Origin of the sequence: Methylobacterium sp. 391_Methyba4, assembly GCF_029691625.1 — a bacterium.
Taxonomy (GTDB): Bacteria; Pseudomonadota; Alphaproteobacteria; order Rhizobiales; family Beijerinckiaceae; genus Methylobacterium; species Methylobacterium fujisawaense.
The window spans coordinates 2243146-2265249 of sequence record NZ_CP121475.1 but is presented as its reverse complement, the minus strand read 5'-3'; the positions used below and the strand labels follow the sequence as shown (position 1 = coordinate 2265249).

The 22104-nt window shown below is 66.0% G+C and carries 17 protein-coding genes and 5 pseudogenes; 7 read left to right on the top strand and 15 right to left on the bottom strand.

The genetic code is table 11. The annotated features are described in order from the left end of the window. Positions 1 to 16: 16 nt before the first annotated feature. From P9K36_RS10530 to P9K36_RS10505, 6 genes and pseudogenes are all read right to left on the bottom strand, one after another. Positions 17 to 880: an alpha/beta hydrolase gene (locus tag P9K36_RS10530; RefSeq protein ID WP_278307046.1), complete on the bottom strand. Its 864-nt coding sequence runs from the start codon at positions 878 to 880 to the stop codon at positions 17 to 19. A 630-nt stretch (positions 881 to 1510) separates the two neighbouring features. Further along, positions 1511 to 2044, bottom strand: coding sequence for a DUF417 family protein (locus P9K36_RS10525; protein ID WP_278307045.1), 534 nt, complete (start codon positions 2042 to 2044; stop codon positions 1511 to 1513). A 75-nt stretch (positions 2045 to 2119) separates the two neighbouring features. Continuing rightward, on the bottom strand, positions 2120 to 3541 hold the full coding sequence (locus P9K36_RS10520; RefSeq protein WP_278307044.1) for an FAD-dependent oxidoreductase: 1422 nt from the start codon (positions 3539 to 3541) through the stop codon (positions 2120 to 2122). A gap of 1099 nt (positions 3542 to 4640) precedes the next feature. Beyond that, a pseudogene (locus P9K36_RS10515) lies at positions 4641 to 4793 on the bottom strand (IS630 family transposase); the annotation flags it as partial. An 18-nt stretch (positions 4794 to 4811) separates the two neighbouring features. Continuing rightward, a pseudogene (locus tag P9K36_RS10510) lies at positions 4812 to 5107 on the bottom strand (transposase domain-containing protein); the annotation flags it as partial. A gap of 4 nt (positions 5108 to 5111) precedes the next feature. After that, positions 5112 to 6095, bottom strand: a complete 984-nt coding sequence (locus P9K36_RS10505; RefSeq protein WP_278307043.1) for an AraC family transcriptional regulator — start codon at positions 6093 to 6095, stop codon at positions 5112 to 5114. Positions 6096 to 6246: 151 nt separating this feature from the next. Here P9K36_RS10505 and P9K36_RS10500 point away from each other — a divergent pair, with 151 nt between their 5' ends. After that, positions 6247 to 6438, top strand: coding sequence for a LysR family transcriptional regulator (locus tag P9K36_RS10500; protein WP_278307042.1), 192 nt, complete (start codon positions 6247 to 6249; stop codon positions 6436 to 6438). Between the two features lie 289 nt (positions 6439 to 6727). Here P9K36_RS10500 and P9K36_RS10495 read toward each other — a convergent pair. Further along, positions 6728 to 6940, bottom strand: a pseudogene (locus tag P9K36_RS10495) (transposase); the annotation flags it as partial. A 260-nt stretch (positions 6941 to 7200) separates the two neighbouring features. On the opposite strand from P9K36_RS10495, the gene P9K36_RS10490 reads away from it, so the two are divergent. Beyond that, a complete protein-coding gene (locus P9K36_RS10490) occupies positions 7201 to 8418 on the top strand; it encodes an IS110 family transposase (protein ID WP_278307279.1) in 1218 nt (405 codons plus the stop codon). Between the two features lie 95 nt (positions 8419 to 8513). On the opposite strand, the pseudogene P9K36_RS10485 reads toward P9K36_RS10490, so the two are convergent. From P9K36_RS10485 to P9K36_RS10465, 5 genes and pseudogenes are all read right to left on the bottom strand, one after another. Continuing rightward, a pseudogene (locus tag P9K36_RS10485) lies at positions 8514 to 9536 on the bottom strand (IS256 family transposase); the annotation flags it as partial. Between the two features lie 317 nt (positions 9537 to 9853). Beyond that, a pseudogene (locus P9K36_RS10480) lies at positions 9854 to 10439 on the bottom strand (transposase); the annotation flags it as partial. A gap of 114 nt (positions 10440 to 10553) precedes the next feature. Further along, positions 10554 to 11546, bottom strand: coding sequence for an AraC family transcriptional regulator (locus P9K36_RS10475; RefSeq protein WP_278307041.1), 993 nt, complete (start codon positions 11544 to 11546; stop codon positions 10554 to 10556). Between the two features lie 1065 nt (positions 11547 to 12611). Further along, on the bottom strand, positions 12612 to 13352 hold the full coding sequence (gene hutC, locus P9K36_RS10470; protein ID WP_278307040.1) for a histidine utilization repressor: 741 nt from the start codon (positions 13350 to 13352) through the stop codon (positions 12612 to 12614). Next, entirely contained in the window at positions 13349 to 14704 is a 1356-nt protein-coding gene (locus tag P9K36_RS10465) for a formimidoylglutamate deiminase (protein WP_278307278.1), read from the bottom strand. Before P9K36_RS10465 ends, hutC begins: the two co-directional genes overlap by 4 nt. Positions 14705 to 14840: 136 nt before the next feature. Here P9K36_RS10465 and hutI point away from each other — a divergent pair, with 136 nt between their 5' ends. The 4 genes from hutI to P9K36_RS10445 are packed head-to-tail and all read left to right on the top strand — an operon-like array spanning position 14841 to position 19231. Then, a complete protein-coding gene (hutI, locus tag P9K36_RS10460; RefSeq protein ID WP_278307039.1) occupies positions 14841 to 16079 on the top strand; it encodes an imidazolonepropionase in 1239 nt (412 codons plus the stop codon). After that, complete coding sequence (gene hutG, locus P9K36_RS10455; RefSeq protein WP_278307038.1) at positions 16076 to 16909, top strand: N-formylglutamate deformylase; 834 nt, start codon at positions 16076 to 16078, stop codon at positions 16907 to 16909. Before hutI ends, hutG begins: the two co-directional genes overlap by 4 nt. Before the next feature lie 37 nt (positions 16910 to 16946). Then, positions 16947 to 18611 (top strand): urocanate hydratase, encoded by a 1665-nt coding sequence (gene hutU, locus P9K36_RS10450; protein ID WP_278307037.1) that lies wholly within the window; start codon positions 16947 to 16949, stop codon positions 18609 to 18611. A gap of 11 nt (positions 18612 to 18622) precedes the next feature. Continuing rightward, positions 18623 to 19231 carry a HutD family protein gene (locus P9K36_RS10445; protein WP_278307277.1) on the top strand — a complete coding sequence of 203 codons (609 nt, stop codon included), beginning with the start codon at positions 18623 to 18625 and terminating at the stop codon, positions 19229 to 19231. Here P9K36_RS10445 and P9K36_RS10440 read toward each other — a convergent pair. From P9K36_RS10440 to P9K36_RS10430, 3 genes are read right to left on the bottom strand one after another with little or no spacing between them, the layout of a single operon-like run. Further along, positions 19213 to 19710 (bottom strand): PhnD/SsuA/transferrin family substrate-binding protein, encoded by a 498-nt coding sequence (locus tag P9K36_RS10440; protein WP_278307036.1) that lies wholly within the window; start codon positions 19708 to 19710, stop codon positions 19213 to 19215. The two genes, P9K36_RS10445 and P9K36_RS10440, sit on opposite strands and share 19 nt — an antisense overlap. A 52-nt stretch (positions 19711 to 19762) precedes the next feature. Continuing rightward, positions 19763 to 20029, bottom strand: coding sequence for a hypothetical protein (locus P9K36_RS10435; protein ID WP_278307035.1), 267 nt, complete (start codon positions 20027 to 20029; stop codon positions 19763 to 19765). A 23-nt stretch (positions 20030 to 20052) separates the two neighbouring features. Next, positions 20053 to 21054, bottom strand: coding sequence for an ornithine cyclodeaminase family protein (locus tag P9K36_RS10430; RefSeq protein ID WP_278307034.1), 1002 nt, complete (start codon positions 21052 to 21054; stop codon positions 20053 to 20055). A gap of 245 nt (positions 21055 to 21299) precedes the next feature. On the opposite strand from P9K36_RS10430, the gene P9K36_RS10425 reads away from it, so the two are divergent. After that, on the top strand, positions 21300 to 22091 hold the full coding sequence (locus P9K36_RS10425; RefSeq protein WP_278307033.1) for an ABC transporter ATP-binding protein: 792 nt from the start codon (positions 21300 to 21302) through the stop codon (positions 22089 to 22091). Positions 22092 to 22104: the final 13 nt, after the last annotated feature.

Here is a 22104-nt window from a genome sequence, read left to right as displayed (position 1 = left end):
CAACGACGGGTGGGCTTCAGCGTAGGTGCTTGGCGAGAAAGTCGCGCATGGTTGCGGCTATTTCCCCGGCGTGGGTCTCCAGCGCGAAGTGGCCGGTGTCGAGGAACCGAACGTCCGCCGTTGGGATGTCGCGCCGGTAAGCCTCCGCCCCGGCGGCTAGGAAGAACGGGTCGTTACGCCCCCAGATCGCCAGCAGCGGCGGCTGGTGCTGTCGGAAGTATGCCTGGAAAGCTGGGTAGAGCGCGATGTTGCTCGCGTAGTCGAGGAACAAGTCGAGCTGCGCCTCGTCGGCCTTCGGGCGTTCGAGGTAGTGGCTGTCGAGGGCCGGGCCGTCCGGCGAGACGTGGCTCGGATCGGGCACACCGTGGGTATACTGCCAGCGTACCGACTCCGGCGCGAGGAACGCTTTCAAGGCTTGGCGGTTCGTGTCCGAGGGATCTTGCCAGTAGCGCTGGATCGGGTTCCACCCCTCGCTCAGGCCCTCCTCGTAGGCATTGCCGTTTTGTGAGACGATGGCGGTGACCGCCTCGGGCTTGGCAAGCGCCAGCCTCAGGCCTGTCGGGGCTCCGTAGTCAAAGATGTAGAGGGCGAAGCGATCTAGGCCGATCACCTCTATGAAGCGCCCGACGACCCGGGCGAGGTTATCGAAAGTGTAGGCGAACGCCTCGCGCGGGGGCATCGTCGTCTGGCCGAAGCCCGGCAGGTCCGGCGCGACAAGGCGGAAGCGATCGGCGAGCAGCGGGATCAAGTTGCGGAACATGTGACTCGATGCGGGGAATCCGTGCAGCAGCAGGATCACGGGCGCATCAAGTGGCCCAGCCTCGCGGTAGAACACGTCGAGGCCCTCGACGCTGGCGGTACGGTAAGCGATCTCGGTCATGTTCTTTCTCATCGCAGCGACAGGATGCCATGTGCCGATGGACCGGCAGGACTAGACAAATAGGCTCGTTCGTGCCGGGCGATTGACCTATGTCTGTTCCATCGCAGCGTCGAACGTAACGATAACCAAAGGGTCATGTTTCTTTCGCTCGAAGCCGCAACTTCAATCGTGAGCGTACAATGCGCAATCTTAGCTGTACAACTGTCATATAATATTGATAAATTCCAATCCAATTCGTCCGGAAGAGGACATAAAACTATAATTTCTTCACTCTTGTGTAGTACTGCGCGTCCGATATGTCCGACGCACAGATACTAGTTCGGTAAGCACCCAATGCATATTTCTCGCGTGATCTTGTCGTCAAGCCGATCATCCTTTGTCTGTTCATCGATGATTTGGGTTTCGTCGAGAGTACCAGGGCGAGGCACGGTAGCGCCTGTCGCTGTCGTGTAGGGTGCTTTGGCCGTATTGACAGGTCCGCCGCCTGTGCCGGTTTGGTCCACAGGCTGGGCTACGGCTGATCCAGCGACTAACATCACCATTGCGGCATGACCGATTGTTTGTACGTGGTGCATGATGCTGCCTTGATGGGGTGCCTTGCCCACTCCGCCGCCGGTCCGCGGAGGCTACTCACGCGCCGATGGGGGAAAGGGGACGGGCGCTAGAGTTGTTGATCACGCCGCGAGCTTCCATCACCCGCGTTACATCTTGCTTGATCAAGTAGATCGAAACCACGAGCAAGACGAGATCCTTCAAGAGGAACGCCGCGTTCATCGCCATAGCTGGGAAACCTCCAGCGCCGGCATCCCATCCGTCGGGAACGAACGGCAGGATCGTTAGGGTGGAGACGAACGTGCCGGCGGAACCTAGTGCGCCTAGAACACCCAATTTTTTGTTCCAAAAGCCGAGCAACAAAAGAGCGCCGAATGTCCATTCGGATGCTCCAAGGAAGATCGCGGTGCCACGGATACCGAGAAGCGGTATCGTCCAGAAGGTAAACGGGCCGTGAGTGATCATGGGGAGGAGCGCCCTGATCTCTGATTCGTGCCATTTGTCGTAGCCGAACCACGCGAAGATGATCACCATCGCGACACGGAGCATGTTGTAGTCGAGATCGCGTCTGAGGAGGACTGAGCGGCCAAGTATGTCGATAATGCGGTCCATGAGATGCTCGCGATGGGCATGCAGGGAATTGCTCGTGAGGTCGGCAAGCGGCGCGATCCGGTGCCGGACGGTTCTTCAAGGGCGCGCCGTCGCTTGGACAGGAACCGCCCGCTCCGGGATACTGGCGAACAGGGAACCCAGTCCTTCGGCGAACGTGAGATGGACGATCGCCGCTTCACGCAGTTCGGTGTATGGAAGTCCGGCCATCATTGCGGTCTGGATCACGGCCAGAACCTCGCCGGCTTCGGCGCCAAACATAGTGAAGCCGAGCACGCGATCGTCGCTCGCACTTACGATCGCTTTCATCCAGCCCCGCTTCTCGTCCGTTGCCTCCGTGCGCAGGACGCGGGCCATCGGCAGCGTCGCGACACGCACCGGGATGCCCCGGCGTTGCGCCTCCCCCTCGGAGAGGCCGACCCGGGCAAGCGGGGGTTCGGTGAACATGACATAGGGGACGAGGCGATCGGCGGTGCTTCGGTTGCCGCCGCTCATGTTGTCGCGCACGATCCTGAAATCGTCGACCGAGATGTGCGTGAACTGGGGACTCCCGGCGCATTCGCCGATCGCCCAGATGCCGGGCGCGGTCGTCTCTAGTCTCTCATTCACGTGGATGAAACCGCGCGCGTCCAATTCGACGCCGGTCGTCTCAAGCCCGATGCCGGCGGTGTTCGCGACCCGGCCGGTCGCCACGAGGAGATCGCTGCCCTCAATGGTCGTCTCACTGGCGCCGGTCCGCACTCTGACCGTCACCGCGTCACCTGAGCGGCCCGCCACGCTGACGGGCTTGGTCTCGACGAGCACATCGATCCCCTCGTCTGTGAGGATGCCGAGGATCTCCTGGGCGACGTCGGTGTCCTCGCGCCCCACGAGCTGTGGGCCGGGCTCCACGAGCGTCACCCGACTGCCGAAGCGGCGGAAGGCCTGGGCCATCTCAATACCGACATACCCGCCGCCGATGATGATTAGGTGGGCTGGTGCGGCATCAAGTTCGAGGGCCTCGATATGCGTGAGCGGGTGCGCCGCCTTCAGGCCGGGGATGTTCGGGATTGCTGCGTGTGAGCCGACATCAATAACGACCTCCGCGCCGCGTAGGGTACGCGAGCCACCGTCGTTCAACGCGACCTCGATTGTCTTCGGTCCGACGAAGCAGCCGGTCCCCATGATGAGTTCCGCCCCGCTCTCCGCGTAAGCGTCTTGGTGAGCCACGATCTCGCGTTCGACCATGGCCTGTTTGCGATCTTGGACCCGGCGCATGTCCGTCCGGGTGTCGTCGACGATGGTCCCGAACGAGGCGGCGTTCCGGACGACGTGCGCGACTCGCGCGCTCCAGATCTCGTTCTTGGAGGGCATGCACGCGACGGCCGGACAGGAGCCGCCGATCCAACGGCGCTCGACGACGGCGGTCTTCTTGCCGGCTTTTCCGAAGTGCCAGGCAAGCCGCTTACCGCCCTGGCCGCTGCCGAGGATGACGACATCGTAGGCTTCTGACTCCGTCAATTGGGTCCTCTCACGACGCTCGAATCATTCGATCGCGTAATCATACATGGATAAATCTTGCGTAGAATCTGATTTGTGCTCTAACGATACATTGGAGCACCAATTACGGCCGATCGAGCACCAATATCATCGTTCGACGAGCTGGTGGTCTAGATGGTGCCCCGGAATTCCTCGCGGTATGGATTGGGTCGTGGCGTGATGGCACTGAGACCCCGTTTCATAATGAGGTGAGCAGCTTGGCGGTAGTGCGAGCGGTTGCCCCATGCCCCGACGCTGCCCGACCGCGCGCGGACCGGGCACGCGGCCAGCCCGACTGGCGCCGATTAGGCCTCAGCGGCCACCCGGCGCTCGCTGATGGCATCGGTGCCGAGTAACACCCCGGAACCGCTCTGTGCAGAACGCGGAAAAATCATGCGCCCCGCTTGAGAAACTCGAAGCCCTGCGACACTGGAATAATAGTCCTCAGTTTCGTAATTGTGCAGTAAATAGTCCGCCGACAGAGTCAACGCAGGCGCTTGGTAAGATGCCACGAGTCACCGATCTTGATTGTCCCGGAAGCCCTGGCGATGTTTCGCGACGGGCCCACTAAATGCCGCCGTCGCGTGTTTCAGCCGAGCCATACTCGTTCCACGAGAGACCAGGGAAATCTTCGGCGCTGGATCCCACGGCCGTGCCGGTCTCCGAGGTAGCTTACGTCCGCGCTATTCTGATCGCTTCGGCGCGCCGACGCCGAGCGATGAGTTATTCCGCCCTTCTCGACGCTCTTGGGCACCGCTTCAGCCGACCGAAGATGCGAGCGCTTTGCAAGACGCTTGATGCCATCGACGCTGCCGCCCGGGTCGCGGGCGAACCGGAACTGGCCGTTCTCATCGTGCGGGCATCCGATGGCTTGCCGGGGCAGGGATGGTGGGCTGGAGAGAGGCCACGGAAGTTTGGATACATCGGGCCTCGGTCGGGGACCGAGGCCATGGCCTTCGTGCTTGAGCGACAAAATCTTGCATTCGATCACTGGACGCGGGAGACAGATACCTGAGCAGGATTAGCATCGGTGCAGCTTCGATAGCCCGCTGTCTCGATTGGTAGACTTTGGTCCATCAGTGAACGTGCGCAGCCGGTGCGGCTTCAGGCGGTGGGCCGCCCAGATCCGCTGCACGGCACGCGGAGAGATCCCGACCGCCCGGGCCACGGCGCGGCCGGTCTGGTGCATGGCTTCGCCCGGGGGTTCGGAGCAGGTCAGGGTCAGCACCGCGGCCCTGTGGAACTGCTGGGCGTAGGCCCAGGGCAATAGGTCATTGAGGCCGCTTTGCAGGTGGCCGCCTACGATGCGGGCCATCACATCCGTCAGGTAGGCCTGCGGCTCGATACCGTTCAAATGGCACATCTCGACGAGCGAGGCGACAATTACCCAGTGCACGGCCCGCCGTCGGACGCATCGAATAGGGCGGTCTTTCGCGTTAGGACGAGCGGGCGGATCGCGCGCTCGACCGCGTTGTTGTCGATCTCGACGCCGCCGTCGAGGAACAGGCTTGAGCGCAGCCAGCGCGCGAGCGCGTAGCGGATTGTCTCCCTGTCAACGTTCTCCGTCCCGTTCGCCCGGGCTCTCCGTCGCGTCCAGCGGCAGTTCCGACGTCGCGGCGCGCTTCGCGCGGCGAGCGCGGTAGGCGCTCGGGTCAACGCCGTAAGCGGCCTTGAAGGCACGCGAGAAGTGGCTGCGGCTGGCATAGCCGACGCTCTCTGCAATGACCTTCACGGGCATGGGCGAGGCCGTCAGGAGCTGTGTGCCGAGCCGTAGGCGCACCCGCTGCAGGAATGCGATCGCCCCCTCGCCGAAGGTTGACGAGAAGGTTTGCGCGAAGACGCTTCGGCTCATCCCGCACAGCGCTGCGAGGCTATCCACGGTGTGGGCAGCGTTCGGCGCGTCGAGGATGGCCACGACGGCCCGCACGAGGCGCGGGTCGCGCAACGCATCGAACAGTGGCGAACGCGTCCCCTGCTCCCTCAGGTGAACCCGCAGCATGATGATGAGGGACTGCCGCATCAGGGCTGCAGTGACCTCCTGCGTACCCAGCCCCGGTTGGGCAAGTTCCTCCGCCATGAACGCGAAAGCGTGCCGCAACCGGTCGCTACCCGAGAGATCCTCCACCAGCGCCTCACGCAACCGGTCAAACAGGCCGATCGAGTCGGCATAGTCCGCCGTGATCGAGCCGCAGGCTATCAGGATGTCGCGGCTTCCGTCGCCCGCGGTGAGCGTGATGAGCCCGTTCGGGAGGGCGCCCATCGCGTCGGCTGCGGCGGCGGTGCGGGTCGCGTCGGGGAACCCGAGCGTGTGCGCAGTGTGGCGTGGCGGGATGATCATGGTATTCGGTCCGAACGGGACAGGCGCTTGGTCCCCGACGGCGACTGTGCCTTTGCCGATCAGCACGTAGTGGATGTAAATGGCGTCTGCCGCACCGGTCTTGGCCAAGCGCCATCCCCGCTGGATCTGGCACAGCGCGATGGCGTGGACCCGCACAGACAGCGTGCTTAGCAAGTTCGACAGAATATCATCCGACACGATCTCGCTCGCCCCGCATGCATGATTGCTGTGAGCCCAGTAGTGGCGGCACGTCCCGCTCAGCACTTGGATAGCGTCGATGTATTCCGTGATTTGGAAGGAGAAACTACGGATATACGGGAAGCGACCTCCCGGCAGATGGGAGGTCGAAATGGATTGGCTGGAAGGGATGATGATCTTGATCGCGGCGGAGGAGGGCAGTTTCTCGGCCGCAGGGTGCAAGCTCGGTATCCCGCTGCAGATTGTCGGCCGCAAGGTCGCCGATCTGAAGGCTCATCTTGGCGCTCGCCTGCTCGTGCGCCCGACACGCAGGCTCGCGCCGATCGACGCGGGTGCGGCTTAGATCGCGGCATGCCGGCGCGTCATCGACCAGATCGAGGAGGCCGATCAGGTCTTGAAGAGTGAGTACAGCGAACCGCGGGGCGAACCGATCGGGTACGACTTCGGTTCGTGCGTCGCGGGCTTCTGTGCCCTGGCTCGGCCCGATGTGTTCGGATCGGTCGTCCTAATGATCGCGCCATTTGCGGGGGCACCCGCCCTCGCTTGCCAAGCCGACAGCCTGCGCCTGCCCGCGCAGGATCCGATCCACGCGGGACTGTCAGGAATTCCGTGTGGGGGCGGCGGGTTGAACATCAGGCCGCCATGGCCCTTGTGAAGCGCTCGCCGAAGATGACGGCGAACTGCGCCTTGGCCATGACCCACTCACGGGGTCCCATCTTCCACGCCTTCTCGGAGCGGTTCAAGACCAGGTAGAGCAGCTTCAGCGCGGCCTCGTCGGTCGGGAAGTGCCCGCGGGCGCGCACGGCCCGGCGCAGCGTGGCGTTCAGGGCCTCGATGGCGTTCGTAACCGGTATGAAGATGACGGTGCCGCGGTTCGGTCGGGACGGAGGTCCTGGCGTATGGTGCGACCATCCGGGACAGAGGCACCGGGAGCACGAAGGTGCGGGCAGGCCGATGTATTCGATGAGCTGCGAGCTCGTGTTTGTAGCTGGCCGCCTCTGCGACTCGCCCGGTTGCGCCGTGAGCGCGGATCCGTAGGTGTCGTGTCGCCCGCCGCTCCCCTCCTGAGGCAACGAGAGGAGCAGCCATGCGACGCGTGATCGGAATGGACTTGCATCGCACCTTCGCCGAGGTCGTGGTGTGGGAGGACGGCCGGCTTCGGCATGCCGGCCGGGTCGACATGACCCGCAGCGGTCTGGAGGGCTTTGCGCGCACGCTGCGCGCCGACGACGAGGTGGTGATTGAAGCGACCGGCAACGCGATGGTCGTCTCGCACCTGCTGAGGCCGCACGTGGCGCGCGTCGTGATCGCCAACCCGCTGCAGGTCAAGGCGATCGCCCATTCACACGTGAAGACCGACAAGATCGACGCCGGCGTGCTCGCCAACCTCTACGCGGCCGGGTTCCTGCCGGAGGTCTGGACGCCGGATGCGGCGACCGAGCGGTTGCGCCGGCTCGTGGCGCGGCGCAACCAGGTGGTCCGCCATCGCACGCGGCTCAAGAACGAGACCCACGCGATCCTGCACGCCCACCTCGTGCCGCCGTGCCCGCATGCCGACCTGTTCAGCCGGGTCGGCCGAGCTTGGCTGGAACGGCAGGTTTTGCCCGATGACGAGCACGCGGCGATAAGGCGTCACCTGCGCGAACTCGATACCCTGGGCGAGGATCTCGCCGTCCTCGACCGGGCGATCGGCGAGGCGACGCTCGACAGCCCGGTGGTGCGCCGCCTGCTCACCGTCACCGGCATCAACGTGACAGTGGCCGCCGGCCTCGCCGCCGCGATCGGCGATGTGCGCCGCTTCTCCAGCCCGCAGAAGCTGGTCAGCTACTTCGGGCTCAATCCGCGTGTGCGTCAGTCCGGTCTCGGGCTCGCCCAGCACGGGCGCATCAGCAAGGCGGGCCGCAGCCACGCCCGGGCGATGCTGGTCGAGGCCGCCTGGGCCGCCGCCAAGGCGCCGGGACCGCTGCACGCGTTCTTCGTGCGGGTGCGTGCCCGGCGCGGTCACCAGATCGCCGCGGTGGCCACGGCGCGCAAACTCGCCGTGCTCTGCTGGCACCTGTTGATTAAGGAAGCCGACTACCTCTGGGCCCGCCCGGCCCTCGTGGCCAACAAGATCCGCGGGCTCGAACTGCAGGCAGGCCAACCGCAGAAGAAGGGCAACCAGCGCGGTCCGGCCTACGCCTACAACGTCAAGGCGTTGCGCGATCAGGAGATGGAAATCGCCCGGCGCGCGGAGACCGCTTACGAGCGGGTCGTGGCGCACTGGACGCCGCGCCCATCGAAAGCGGTGCGCGGACGCCTCAAATCGGCAAGGCTCGATTGAAGGCGGCCCGGTGGGGCTTGCAGCCGAGGCCCCACGCTTCGCCACGAGGTCGTCCGCGCCCTGAAAAAGCTACCACGGAAGACGAGACGGGTCTTGTCCATCTCATCCGTCGTGTACAGGATCCGGCGAACCTCGCCGGGGAAGGCGTAAAACGGGATCACCTCGCCCCAGGCCCGTCGCCAGCTCTGGGCGATGGCCGGGTAGCGCCGACCCCATTCGCTCGTCTCGAAGGCCGCCAAGGCCGCCTCGCCAGCCGCGGCATCGAGCGCGCGGTAGATGTCCTTCAGCGCCCCCGCCACGAGCTTGCGGTCCTTGTAGGAGACGAAGTCGAGGCTGTGGCGCAGCAGGTGGACGATGCAGGTCTGGACCAGCGCCTCGGGGAACACCGCCCGGATCGCGTCGGGGAAGCCCTTCAGGCCATCGACCACGGCCAGCAGCACGTCTTCGACGCCGCGGTTCCTGAGCTCGTTCATGACCCGCAACCAGAACTTGGCGCCCTCGTTCTGCTCCAGCCACAGGCCGAGGATCTCCTTGGATCCGTCGGCGCGCACGCCGAGCGCGATGTGGACGGCCTTGTTGCGGACGACGCCCTCGTCGCGCACCTTGATCCGCAGGGCGTCGAAGAACACGATCGGGTAGACCGGCTCCAGGGGCCGGGCTTGCCAGGCAGCGACCTCCACCAGAACCGCGTCGGTCACCGCGCTGATCAGATCCGGTGAGACCTCGATGCCGTAGAGCTCGCGCAGGTGCGCGACGATCTCCCGGGTGCTCATGCCGCGCGCGTACATCGACACGATCTTGTCGTCGAAGCCGGGAAAGCGGCGCTGATACCGGGCGATCAGCTGCGGATCGAACGTCGCCTGCCGATCACGCGGGATCGCCAGCTCGATCCGGCCCGTCTCGGTCGTGACCGTCTTGCGACCGTAGCCGTTGCGCGTGTTGCCGGCGTCCTCGCCCGCCAGATGGTGGTCCATCTCGGCGTTGAGCGCCCGCTCGGCCAGGGCCTTCTTCAGCTCGTCCAGCAGGCCATCGGCCTCGAAGGCCGTCTTTGGATCAGCGCCGGCCAGGAGCTGGTCCAGGATCGCGTCAGGGATGCGGGGTGCTTTGCGTCGTGCCATCGGGAGCCTCCGTCGGATCCACTATGGCCGCCCCCACACGAAATTCCTGACACTCCCATCCACGCCGTTCCTACTGGTCTGCCGCGCCCGCGCAAGCACTACCACCGCTACTTCGCCTCGCCGGCCGCGGCGTTGACATGGATGGCAGCCCGACGCGGGTTGCCGCGTTCCTGCTCGCCTACTTCGATCACAACAGCGCAGACCGGCCGGGCAACGCGCCGCATCCGCTGGGGGGCTGTTGGCCAGCACGATGCGACAGGCGGGCAGTCGCTTCAGCAACAGCGAGCAAGCCGTGCAGGCGGCAGCCTATCCGCCGGTCGCACCACCCGGATGTGATCGGCCTTCGCCTCGACTTTGGCCGCCAACGTCTTGGTGCCGGTCAGGCCGAAGACGTAAGCCACGCCGTTGGCCTCGCACCAGCCCATGACCTCGGGCCGGCCGTAGTACCCGTCACCGCAGATAGTGATCGCGGACTGCGCCCAGTGCCGTCGGATGGCTCGCATCAAACGGCGCAGATGAAGGCGCGCCTCGCGGCCCGACGGCGTCTTGCCCGGCCGAGGATCATCGCCACCGGGCGCGAGGTCGCGGTTTTGTAGACGTGGATGGGCAGGAAGCAGCGGTCATCATGGTGGGCATCGAACAGCGACGGCTGATGCTGGCCGTGAACCACGTAGCAGGTGTCGTCGATGTCAAGGGTGACGCAAGCGGGCGGCATGAAGTAGCTGGCGCAGTACAGATCGACCAGCACCCGCTCAGGCCGGATCAAGTCGCGTAGGCCCGGCGTGTTCTCCAGCCGCGACACGATGGGCTGGCTCATCAGATCCGCGCCGCTCTCAGGCAAGCGTCTGCCGGCGAGTTTGAACGCGGGGCGGCGCGCAGATGGTCGAGGTCATCGGCATCCTCACACTGGAGAACCAAATCCGCGGGCTTGCCATCGTCGGAGTGTGATTGCCGCGGGCGCAAAGCCCTGCGTTTATGGCCATCATCGGGCGATGGATACTGGGGCCGAGATCCGCTTCAGCAACCGGATAACGGATCGTCTCCATCAGGTGGATCTACGATCCCGTGTTTCGACGGATCGTAGCCGATAACCTTCCGGAAAGCACGCAGAAAGCTGCTTCGACTGGTATAGCCAACCTCGTGCGCAGCTTGGTCCACCGAGATTTTGTTCCCGGCGAGCAGCATCGCCGCATGGCGCATACGTAAGTCGCGGAGCGCCGTCATGGGTGGCATCCCGAATAAAAGCTTAAATCTGGCCATGAAAGCCGAACGACTCAGCCCTGCCAAGTGCGCCAAGTTGGTAACGCTATGGCCCCCCCCCGGTCGCGCCACCATCTCCGCAAAGGCGCGAGCAACGTGCGGGTCGCTCAATAGACAGAAGCGCTCCGCCCAAACGTCCCTCGACCTCAAAGATCTGCGTATGACTGCCACCAAAACCTGCTTCATCAGCGCTGTCGTCATCGCGCCCGCGCCAACTTCTTGTGCTATCAACTCATCCAGGGCCGATCGAAGCTGGCGATCCAACTGAGCCGTGGAATCGAATTGTTCTACGATAGGCGAGGACAGCGAGGCGAAGGGGTCGATGGTGACGCCGTAGGTGGCTCTGAAATAGCCGCATATCAGCATCAGGCGTGGTTCCGCGTCACCGGCGACATACCTACGCAGTTCTGTCGGAGAAAAACTATGCAGTTGATCTTCCTTTGTGCGATTTTCGGACCCGATTTCATGATCGAAACCGATCTCGCCGGGTACCTCTAGATGTAAAGCGTGTCCAGCAGGCAAGACAACGAGAGTATGCGGCTGGAGCTGGATTCTTCGCTGGTCTTTGGTGATCAGCTGTCCAGAGCCAGAAAGGTTGTAATGGATCCCTGGCGAGATTGGGCCCTGAAGAATCAATTTCCAGCCTGGACTTACAAGACATTCCGCCAGCTGGACGATATTGACAGAGAGATTTTCAATCAGGCTGTCTAGCTCCGACCGAGAGATGTTGAGGGCCGAATTGTTGGGCACGCCGGCTGCAATCCTTGCTATCGAGTGTCTGCTCGCGTGATGGAAGCGAAACGGCGCGCCGTTCCGAACGTAAAGAAACTACCGCCGGCATAGCAGAGGAGCGCATCGGCTCCGGTTATTTAGCTGAGCATCTACATTAACAACGACGACCCCGGACGAAGAATCGAGTTGTCGAATTTTATGAATATCATTCCATGGGTTTATACGCCTCGTGATCCCGCCGTAGTTGTCCCAGGATTCGGTTTCCTGCATTTCGACGCAGAGGTTTTCGCTGGGCCAATTCTCGTTTTGCGGACCGCAAAGGTACCATCCGTCTATACGTCCTCGCTAAATCGTGAGGCGACAGGCTCAGGTCCGGATGGCCGCCAATATGCCATCCCGGGTATGGAAAGGACATGGCACGGAGCGCGTAATCGGGATTGGTGCCGTTCTTCTCGGCCGGTCTCGCCATGCGGACGCTCTGCCAGTTACGGCTGTCCCTTCACGCGGCCAGGGCCCGCGCCGATTTAGGAACTGCTCGTGCTCGCGCCTCCGACACGAGGCGGCGCACAAGCACGTGGTGAAGATGCCGACCTCCTTGAGCCCGCTCAGCACATCGAAGGCTGTGTTCAGCTTCCGCAAGTCCCAGATGACCCGTGGGCCGATCCGGAAAGGCTGGGGCACCTGCCCTTCTCTCACCAACTCGTCGAACTCTGGGGCGCTGATCCCGATGTAGCGAGCGGCCTCATGCCGGTTGAGACCTCGGCGAGGAACGGCTTCGACCCGAACAGGCGCAAGGGCATCTTGATCCTCGAAGCGGCGCTTCCGCATCCCTAAGATGCCCGCAATAGGCGCTGCACCTCAGCCGCAGACGATGGCAATGAATGCGAGCTGATGACGCGAGAATTCCGAGCGCGTCTGAGGCACTGCGGCTCGGCAACGGATGTCTTGCGATCAATTCGGTTATCGTAGGACGAATAGCTTGTACGCGTCCGTCCTGCCTTTCTGAAACTCCGCGTCGATCGCCGAAAGCGAATGCCAGCTGGAGTGAAGCATTTCTCGTGTTGGGCGGCCATGCTCCGCAGATTATCCGGTTGGCGTGAACCGCGCGATCACGTCGTAGAGAGGCCCAGGGTGGATCATCCGCACCGAGGTGATCGGCTCGCCGTTGCGCCAAGTCCGACGTTCCAGGACGAGACAGGCTTCCTCGATCCGGATCTGGAGGTCCGTCCGCGATCGCTCGTCGGCGTTGCTCGCGCAGATGCGATGCTCCGCCTCGGTCCAGGGTACATGGCCGACGAGCCAAGCGTTCGGTGGGGTGATCGAGAAATCCTGATGTAGGGCGTCCGGAACCGCCCGCAGGCTGATCAGTCGGTCCTCGACGGCGAAGGGACGTTCTTGGGCGAGGTGCAGGCAGCGCAGGGCGAGGACGGGTGCCCGAGAGGGAACGCCGAGGCGCCGCGTGTCCGGGCCTGCGGCGGCGCGCTGGGTCTGGTCGAGCAGCCGATATGCGTAACGCTCGCCCCGGCCCTCGACCTCCGCCTTCAGGTCGGGGATCTGCAGCACTGCCGACTGGATGCGAGGGCGCGACACGAAGGTACCTGCCCTGCGCCGCCGCTCTACCAGGCCGGCGCTGGCAAGCGCGGAAATGACCTTGTTCACGGTCATGCGCGAGCAGGAATAGAGCGCCATGAGCTCGTGCTCGAACGGCACGCGGTGCCCTGGAGGCCAGTCGCCCGAGAGGATCCGGCTCTCGATATCATTGCGGATGCGCTGGTAGAGCGCGATCGGGCTTCCGTCCGTCCCCGGCTTCAGCGGCGCGGTCATGCGGCAAGCAGTCCTTCCAGGGTGCGGCGGAAGCGGGTGGCGATCGCGGCGGAGCCGAGATGCCGACCGTTCTCGACGCGCTTGCGCCCCCCGACCCATACGCAGTCGATCGAGCCCTGTCTCGCACCGAAAATCCAGCTGTCGAGGATCGCGTCGCCCGCACGGCCGACGAGCGCCACATGCCGAGCATTGAGGCTGATCAGGTCGGCTGCCGCGCCGACCCGCACGCCGCCTATCCCTACGCCAAGGGCCTGTCGACCGCCGCACAGGGCCGCATCGAACAGCGCGCGGCCGGTCGAGGCGCCCGCCGCCATGACGTTGCGAGCGCGTCCGGCCAAGCGTTGGCTGTATTCGAACTGCCGCAACTCGCTCGCCGCGTCGATCAGGACGTTCGAGTCGGATCCGATGCCGTAGACGCCGCCCGAAGCCGCGAAGTTCGGACCGTCGAACGTTCCGTCACCGAGATTGGCCTCGGTTACCGGACAGAGCCCGATCACGGCGCCGCGCGCCGCGACGCCGGCGAGTTCGGCGGGAACCGTGTGCGTCGCGTGGATCAGGCACCACGCGGCATCGACCGGCGCGTTGTCCAAGAGCCATTCCACGGGACGGCGGCCGCTCCAGGCGCGGCAGGCTTCGACCTCCGCGATCTGCTCGGCGACGTGGATGTGTACGGGGCCGCCCTGCGCTAGCGGGAGGATCGTCGCCAGTTCGGCCGGCGTGACCGCCCGCAGGGAATGGGGGGCGATGCCGACGATCCCGCCGTCGCAGTCGGCCACGATCCGCCGGCAGACCTCGATCAGGCGGCCGAACCCGTCGACATCGGTCACGAACCGGCGCTGACCGGCCTCGGGCGGGCGGCCGCCGAAGCCGGCATGGGCATAGAACACCGGTAGCAGGGTCAGGCCGATACCCGCCGCCTGTGCGGCGGCGACGATCCGCCCGGCGAGTTCGGCGATGTCGGCGTGGGGGGCCCCTGCCGCGTCGTGGTGCAAGTAATGGAACTCGCCGACGCGGGTGAAGCCGGATTCCAGCATCTCGACGTAGGCCTGCGCGGCCACCGCCTCGAGATCGTCTGCATCCATCCGTCCGACGAAGCGGTACATCACCTCCCGCCAAGTCCAGAAGCTGTCGGAGCTCGGGCCCCGCACTTCCGCGAGACCGGCCATACCGCGTTGGAAGGCGTGACTGTGGAGGTTGCCCAGGCCGGGCAGCCCAATGCGATGGTGCTCGTCGTCGTCCTCCCGCCCGGTACCGACCGCCAGATCGGCGATGTGACCGTCGCGGATAGTGATCCGCACATCGCTGGCCCAGCCCGTCGGCAGCAGCGCCACGTCGAAGAACAGGATCGTCATCGGAAGCTTCCTACGGACCGGCCCGGCGCGAGCCACTTTACAGCGTCCAGCGCGCTCAATATGTATAGACAAATCAAGCGTGCGCCAAGCCGTCGCGTTGGCTCGGATCACGACGTTCGATGGGACAATCCGACCCATGATACAGGTCGATCGCGTCTGGCACGGGTGTCGCGTCGCCACGCTCGCGCAGGGTCGCGAGGGCCTCGGAACCGTCGAGCACGGGTTGATCGCCGAGGCGGGCGGCCGCATCGTCTATGCGGGACCCGCCGCCGAGGCGCCGCCGCTGGAGGCCGCCGAGCGCATCGCCTGCGACGGGCGCTGGATCACCCCGGGCCTGATCGACTGCCACACCCACCTCGTCTACGGCGGTGATCGTGCCCGCGAGTTCGAGCAGCGCCTGGCTGGGGCGACCTACGAGGAGATCGCGCGAGGTGGGGGCGGCATCGTCTCGACCGTGACCGCCACACGTGCCGCGAGCGAGGACGCGCTCGTGGCGGCGGCTCTACCGCGACTCGACGCGCTCCTCGACGAGGGCGTCACCACGATCGAGATCAAGTCCGGTTACGGCTTGGAACTGGCGGCCGAGCGGCGCCAGCTCCGGGCCGCACGGCGCCTCGAAGAGCGGCGCGCGGTCACGATCCGCACGACCTTTCTCGGTGCCCACGCGGTCCCGCCGGAATGGCGCGGCGACGCCGACGGCTACATCGAGGCCGTCTGCGGGACCATTCTGCCTGCCGTCGCGGCGGAAGGGCTCGCCGACGCGGTCGACGCCTTCTGCGAGGGAATCGCCTTCTCACCCGAGCAGACTGCGAAGGTGTTCGAGGCGGCCGCCAGTCTCGGCCTGCCGTTGCGACTGCACGCCGATCAGCTCTCGAACCGCCACGGGGCCGCGCTCGCCGCGCAGTTTCGAGCCCTCTCGGCCGATCACATTGAGTACGCCGACGAGGCCGGCGTCGCCGCCATGGCCGACGCTGGGACCGTGGCCGTGCTCCTCCCAGGCGCGTTCTACTTCATCCGCGAGCATCAGGCTCCGCCGGTCGCAGCCCTCCGCGCGCACGGCGTACCCATCGCACTGGCGACCGACAGCAACCCAGGCACCTCGCCGCTGACCTCGCTGCTGCTGACCCTAAACATGGGCGCCACGTTGTTCCGGCTCACCGTAGACGAGTGCATCGCCGCCGTGACGCGGGAGGCCGCCCGGGCGCTCGGATTGTCGGCCGAAGTCGGCAGCCTCGAGGCCGGCAAGCGCTGCGACCTCGCGATCTGGGATATCGAGCGGCCCGCCGAGCTCGTCTACCGTATGGGTTTCAACCCCCTCCACGCCCGGGTGCACGCAGGCTTGCCGACGCCTGGCATCGGCAGGGGGCGACCATGAGCGCGTGCGACCCGGCCTGGCTCTCGGTCGCGGCCGGTGAGGCTCCGCTGATCGTGAGCCTCCCGCATACCGGGACCGAAATCCCTGAGGATTGCCTCAAGGGGCTCGTCTCACTTTGGCTCGCGCGCAAGGACGCGGATTGGTGGATCGATCGCCTATACGACTTCGCGGTCGACCTGGGCGCCACGGTCATCCACACGGCGATCTCGCGGACGGTCATCGACGTGAACCGCGATCCGTCGGGGCGGTCGCTCTACCCGGGACAAGCGACGACCGGGCTGTGTCCGACCGAGACCTTCGACGGCGAGCCACTCTACCAGCCCGGTGCCGCACCCTCCGCCGCCGGCATAGCCGAGCGTCGCCGGACCTACTTCGATCCCTACCACGCCGCCCTTTCCCGAGAGATCGCCCGCCTGCGCCGCGATCACCCGGCGGTGGTGCTCTACGATTGCCACGCGATCCGGTCGGTCATCCCTCGCCTCTTCACGGGCGTGCTGCCGGTGTTCAACATCGGCACCGACGACGGCCGGAGCTGCGATCCCGACCTCGCCGCGCAAATCGGCGCCTTGTGCGACGCTAGCAGCCTGAGCCGGGTGACGGACGGCCGGTTCAAGGGCGGATACATCACGCGGTCCTATGGATGGCCCGGCGACGGCGTGCACGCGGTCCAGATGGAGCTCGCCTGTCGAGGTTACATGCGCGAGCTGCCAGGACCGGTCGGTCCGGCGACTTGGCCCAGCCCCTACGATCCCACCGACGCAGCCGCGGCCAGGGCCACCCTCGTCCGGGTGCTGGAGGCCTGCCTCGCCTTCGCCCGCAACCAGGCCTGACGCCGGACCGCCCAGGCCCCCTCGACCGGACCCCACGATGACCCGCATCGACAACGCCCGCGTGATCCGCAGCCCGCAGGGTCACGACCTGTCCGCCAAGTCCTGGCTGACGGAGGCACCCCTGCGGATGCTGATGAACAACCTCGATCCGGACGTGGCCGAGCGCCCGGGCGAGTTGGTCGTCTACGGCGGGATCGGCCGAGCGGCGCGCGACTGGGAGAGCTTCGACCGCATCGTTTCCGCGCTCCGGCGGTTGGACGGCGACGAGACGCTGCTGGTGCAGTCGGGCAAGCCGGTGGGCGTATTCCGCACCCACGCCGACGCGCCGCGGGTTCTGATCGCCAACTCCAATCTCGTGCCGCACTGGGCGACCTGGGAGCATTTCAACGCCCTCGATCGCAAGGGGCTTGCGATGTACGGGCAGATGACCGCCGGCTCCTGGATCTACATCGGCAGCCAGGGCATCGTTCAGGGCACCTACGAGACCTTCGCCGAACTCGGGCGGCAGCACTACGGCGGCAGTCTCAAGGGGCGCTGGATCCTGACCGCCGGCCTCGGCGGCATGGGCGGCGCGCAGCCACTGGCCGCGACGATGGCGGGCGCCTCGTGCCTCGCGGTCGAGTGCCGGCCGTCGAGTATCGAGATGCGCCTGCGCACCCGTTACCTCGACCGGCAGGCGGCCGATCTCGACGAGGCGTTGGCGATGATCGAGCGGGCGGGCCGAGACGGGAAGCCCGTCTCGGTCGGCCTCCTCGGCAACGCCGCCGATATCTTCCCCGAACTCGTCCGACGAGGCGTACGGCCCGACGCCGTCACCGACCAGACCTCCGCGCACGATCCCGTCAACGGCTACCTGCCGCAGGGCTGGACCAACGCCGAGTGGGAGAGCCGCCGAGAAATCGATCCCAAGGCGGTGGAACGCGCCGCCCGAGCCTCAATGGCCCACCACGTGCGCGCCATGCTCGACTTCCACCGCATGGGCATTCCGGTGGTCGATTACGGCAACAACATCCGGCAGGTCGCCCTTGAGGAGGGTGTCGCGGACGCCTTCGATTTCCCGGGCTTCGTACCGGCCTACATCCGCCCGCTGTTCTGCCGCGGCATCGGCCCGTTCCGCTGGGCGGCGCTCTCGGGCGACCCGGAGGACATCTACCGCACCGATGCGAAGGTGAAGGAGTTGCTGCCGGACGACTCCAACCTCCACCACTGGCTGGACATGGCCCGCGAGCGGATCAGCTTCCAGGGGCTCCCGGCGCGGATCTGTTGGGTCGGGCTCGGCGACCGCCATCGCCTCGGACTCGCCTTCAACGCGATGGTGGCGAGCGGCGAGTTGAAGGCACCAGTGGTGATCGGGCGCGATCACCTCGACTCCGGTTCGGTCGCCTCGCCCAACCGCGAGACGGAGGCGATGCGCGATGGTTCCGACGCCGTCTCGGACTGGCCGTTGCTCAACGCGCTGCTCAACTGCGCGAGCGGCGCGACCTGGGTCTCGCTCCACCACGGCGGCGGCGTCGGCATGGGCTTCTCGCAACATTCCGGCATGGTCGTCGTCTGCGACGGGACTCCGGAGGCCGCCGTGCGGGTCGGTCGGGTGCTGTGGAACGACCCGGCCACCGGTGTGATGCGCCACGCCGATGCCGGTTACGAGAGCGCCGTGGACTGTGCCCGTATGCACGGGCTCGATCTTCCGAGCCTCGCGTGAGGCGTCCTGACCTGCAGATCCTACGTGCTGCCGACCTTCGAACGGTATCCTGGAAGAACGGCGGTGGGATCACGACCGAGATCGCCGCTCGCCCCCGTAGCGCCGCACTGGACGCCTTCGACTGGCGCGTGAGTACGGCTCAGGTCGCCCGCGAGGGACCGTTCTCGGCCTTTTCCGGCATCGATCGGACGCTCGCCATCGTCTCGGGGAACGGTCTCGTGCTGGAGGTCGAGGGCCGCGATCCCATGACATTATCGGCGGGCTCGGAGCCAGTCGCCTTTCCAGGAGACGTCCCGACCTACGCCCGCCTCGCCGCCGGCCCGATCGCAGACCTTAACGTGATGACCCGGCGCGGCCGCTTCCGCCACGGCGTCCTTCCGGTCGTTCGAGCGGTCGAGCACATGTTCGCCGACGATGTCGATACCGCAGTTCTGGTGGCGACCGACGGCCCGGTGGAAGTCGACGGCCCGGGTGAGGGGGCGAATGCCCGGCTCGCGCCGGGAGACGCCATCGTGATCGAGTCAGCCGCGGATCGACGGATCGGGATCCGGCCGATCGGCGGCGCCTGCGCGTGGCTCGTCACACTGCACACCGCGGTCGTTCAGGCGAGTTCCGGATAGCCAACCGCGCGCGCCTCGTCGTCCCAACGCCGCACCTGTTCGTAATCGGCGACCCGCACTCGGGCGAACCCGTCGAGACGGAGCCGGTCGCGCAGTTCGGCACCCTCCGGCGCTTCGCCGAAGTCCAAGAGCGCCGTCTTCAAGGCGCCGACGATCTCCGCCGGGCAGGTGGGGCTGGCGACGAGGAAGGGGATCGGAGCGGGCCGCGTGCTCGCCACGATGCGGATCAGCCCGCCCAGGTCAGGTTCGTGTCGCAGCATCAGGTCGAGGGCGTAGCTGTCGAGGGGGCTTACATCGACCACGCCCGACAAGATCGCCTCGATCACGCGCCGAGGCGTCACCAGCGGTCCGACGGTCGCGCTGTAGAGGGTCGGTCGCTCCGGCGTGCGGTAGGCCAACAGGTGATGGCGCGGGGCGTTGTAGCCCGAATGCGAATTCGCGATCGTGTAGCCGAGCCGCCCGCCGAAGGTATCTTCCAAGGTGTGGAACGCCGATCTGGCCGAAACGACGAGGCGGGTCGTGTAGAGCGGCCTACCTACCTCGTACCGGCCCGGCGCTGGGGATGGGCGCCGCGACCGGGACCGGTCTGTTTGGCGCCTGCACGAACGGGAACCCACACATGTAGGCGCAGGCGAGGTCCGGCCGGACCCGAAGGGCGGAGAGCGGCGCGGGATAGGCGTGCTCGATCACCGAGAGATCGACGCCGCTCGCCCGGGCAAGCCATGCGAACAGCTCGGACCAAGCGCCCCGCGCCTGCGGGTTCACGCCGTACATGCGCGCGTTCGCGACGAAGGCCATCCGGCCGTTCCTGCCGCCCGACGTCAGGCGAAGCGCAGGCGCTGGCCGATCCCGAGGCGGTCCGCCTTGGCCAGCATGGCGTGGCCCAGCGCGATGTCCGAGAGCGACAGGCCGCGATGCCAGAACAGATTGGTCTCGTTTTCGCTCTCGCGACCGGGCTTCAGACCAGCCACGATTTGCCCGAGTTCGGCGTGGAGCGTCGCTTCCGACAGGCGGCCGGTCTCGACGTGGGCGCGCAGGCTGCCGAACTTGCCGCCCTTGCACTGGCCCCAATCGTCGACGACGAGCTTGCTCATGATGTCGGTGAGCGACAGTTCGACCGCGCTCATCGTGCCGTAGGGTACGACCAGGGCGCCGGGCTTGATCCAATCGGTTTTCAGCATCGGATCGGGCGCGCTGAGCCGCGACGCCTCGACCACGATGTCGGCGCCCTCGACGCAGGATCGCCAATCCTCCGTCGCCCTGACCGGCTTGCCGAGGTCCCGGGAGAGGCGGTCGGCGAAAGCGTCGCGGCTTTCCGGGCGCCGGGAATGCACGCGGATCTCGTCGAAGCCGAACAGGCGGTCGAGCAGGCGCACGTTCCAGTAGGCGGTGCCCCGCGCGCCGATATGGCCGAGGACCTTCGATCCCTTGCGGGCGAGGTGCTTGGCGCCGATCGCCGTCACGGCGCCCGTGCGCATGTCGGTGATGCCGCTGGCGTCAAGGATCGCCTTCGGGATGCCGGTGCGCGGATCGAACAGCGCGAGGATGGCGAGCTCGGACGGTAGGCCGCTCTTGTAGTTGTCCACGAAGTCGCCGACGACCTTGACCCCCGCCGAGTCGATCGGCTCCCTGATCGCTCCCCGCAGCACGTTGAAGTGGCCGTTGGCGACGCCGGGTTCGAGATGCACGCGCGGCTCGATGACCGTCTCGCCGCGCCCCTGGCTCGCCAGCGCGCCCTCGACGGCCGCCAGGATCTCGTCGTCGGTGATCGCCAGCGCCTCGACGTCGAGGCGGTTCAGGTAGGCGATATAGATGGGTTGCACGGCGGGACCCCCTGCGGTGACATCGGCTCGGGCAAGGGATCTCACCCAGTCCGCGCTCAATATGTCTATACATTATGGCCATCGCTGTGGCTGTCAACCGGCTATGGTCGAGCGGGAGAGCGTTCTGCCTCCCTGCTTACGCGATGGCCAAACGCTGCCCATCATCTCGGCTTGCTTGCGTCGGCACATAATATGTATAGACATAGAAGCGATCTCTCCGAGGCTCGAGCCGGGAGTCTGCACGCATGGACGCCGCCCTCACCTTTGCCGACATTCGACAGGAATTCTCCGGGCCGGACTCGGGCTCGCCGACCCGCGTGCTCAATGGGATCAGCTTCGACGTCGGACGGGGTGAGTTCATCGCGGTGATCGGTCCGAGCGGCTGCGGCAAGAGCACGCTTCTCCAGATGGCGGCGGGCTTGCTCAAGCCGACCGCGGGAACGATTCGCCATCGAGGGCGGTCCGTCGCCGGCGTGAACCGCGAGGTCGGCTTCGTGCCTCAGCAGGCGCAACTCTTCCCGTGGAAGACGCTGTCCGAGAATGTGGAGTTGCCCCTTCTCCTGCGTGGCGTCGCGCCTGCGGAGCGGCGCACCCGCGTGGCCGACGCGCTCCGGTCGGTGGGCCTCGAAGGATTCGAGCGCCATTATCCGAACCAGCTCTCCGGCGGGATGCAGAAGCGCGGTTCGATCGCCCGGACCCTGATCTACAAGCCGGACGTGATCCTGATGGACGAGCCGTTCGGGGCGCTGGACGCGCAGACGCGGATGGTGATGCAGGCCGACCTGCAGACGCTTTCCCGACAGGCCGGCGCGACCGTCGTCTTCATAACGCACGACATCACCGAGGCGGTCGTCCTCGCGGACCGGGTGGTGGTGCTCAGCCAGCGCCCCTCGCGGGTGCTCGCCGACGTCGCCATCGACCTAGCCCGCCCGCGCGACGTGTTCGAGCCGTTCCGCAATCCCGGCTTCGAGACCGCCTACGAGGCGGTGTGGTCGCGCTTCCGCACCCAGATCGCCCTTGGAAGCCGGACGCATTGAGGCCGGGAGCCCG

Coding starts and splice junctions, on each gene's coding strand:
- P9K36_RS10500 (WP_278307042.1), top strand. CDS start 6,247: ATGGATTGGCTGGAAGGGATGATGATCTTGATCGCGGCGGAGGAGGGC.
- P9K36_RS10425 (WP_278307033.1), top strand. CDS start 21,300: ATGGACGCCGCCCTCACCTTTGCCGACATTCGACAGGAATTCTCCGGG.
- P9K36_RS10465 (WP_278307278.1), bottom strand. CDS start 14,704: ATGACGATCCTGTTCTTCGACGTGGCGCTGCTGCCGACGGGCTGGGCC.
- P9K36_RS10525 (WP_278307045.1), bottom strand. CDS start 2,044: ATGGACCGCATTATCGACATACTTGGCCGCTCAGTCCTCCTCAGACGC.
- hutC (WP_278307040.1), bottom strand. CDS start 13,352: ATGACCGCGCCGCTGAAGCCGGGGACGGACGGAAGCCCGATCGCGCTC.
- hutG (WP_278307038.1), top strand. CDS start 16,076: ATGAGCGCGTGCGACCCGGCCTGGCTCTCGGTCGCGGCCGGTGAGGCT.
- P9K36_RS10530 (WP_278307046.1), bottom strand. CDS start 880: ATGACCGAGATCGCTTACCGTACCGCCAGCGTCGAGGGCCTCGACGTG.
- hutU (WP_278307037.1), top strand. CDS start 16,947: ATGACCCGCATCGACAACGCCCGCGTGATCCGCAGCCCGCAGGGTCAC.
- P9K36_RS10435 (WP_278307035.1), bottom strand. CDS start 20,029: ATGGCCTTCGTCGCGAACGCGCGCATGTACGGCGTGAACCCGCAGGCG.
- hutI (WP_278307039.1), top strand. CDS start 14,841: ATGATACAGGTCGATCGCGTCTGGCACGGGTGTCGCGTCGCCACGCTC.
- P9K36_RS10490 (WP_278307279.1), top strand. CDS start 7,201: ATGGACTTGCATCGCACCTTCGCCGAGGTCGTGGTGTGGGAGGACGGC.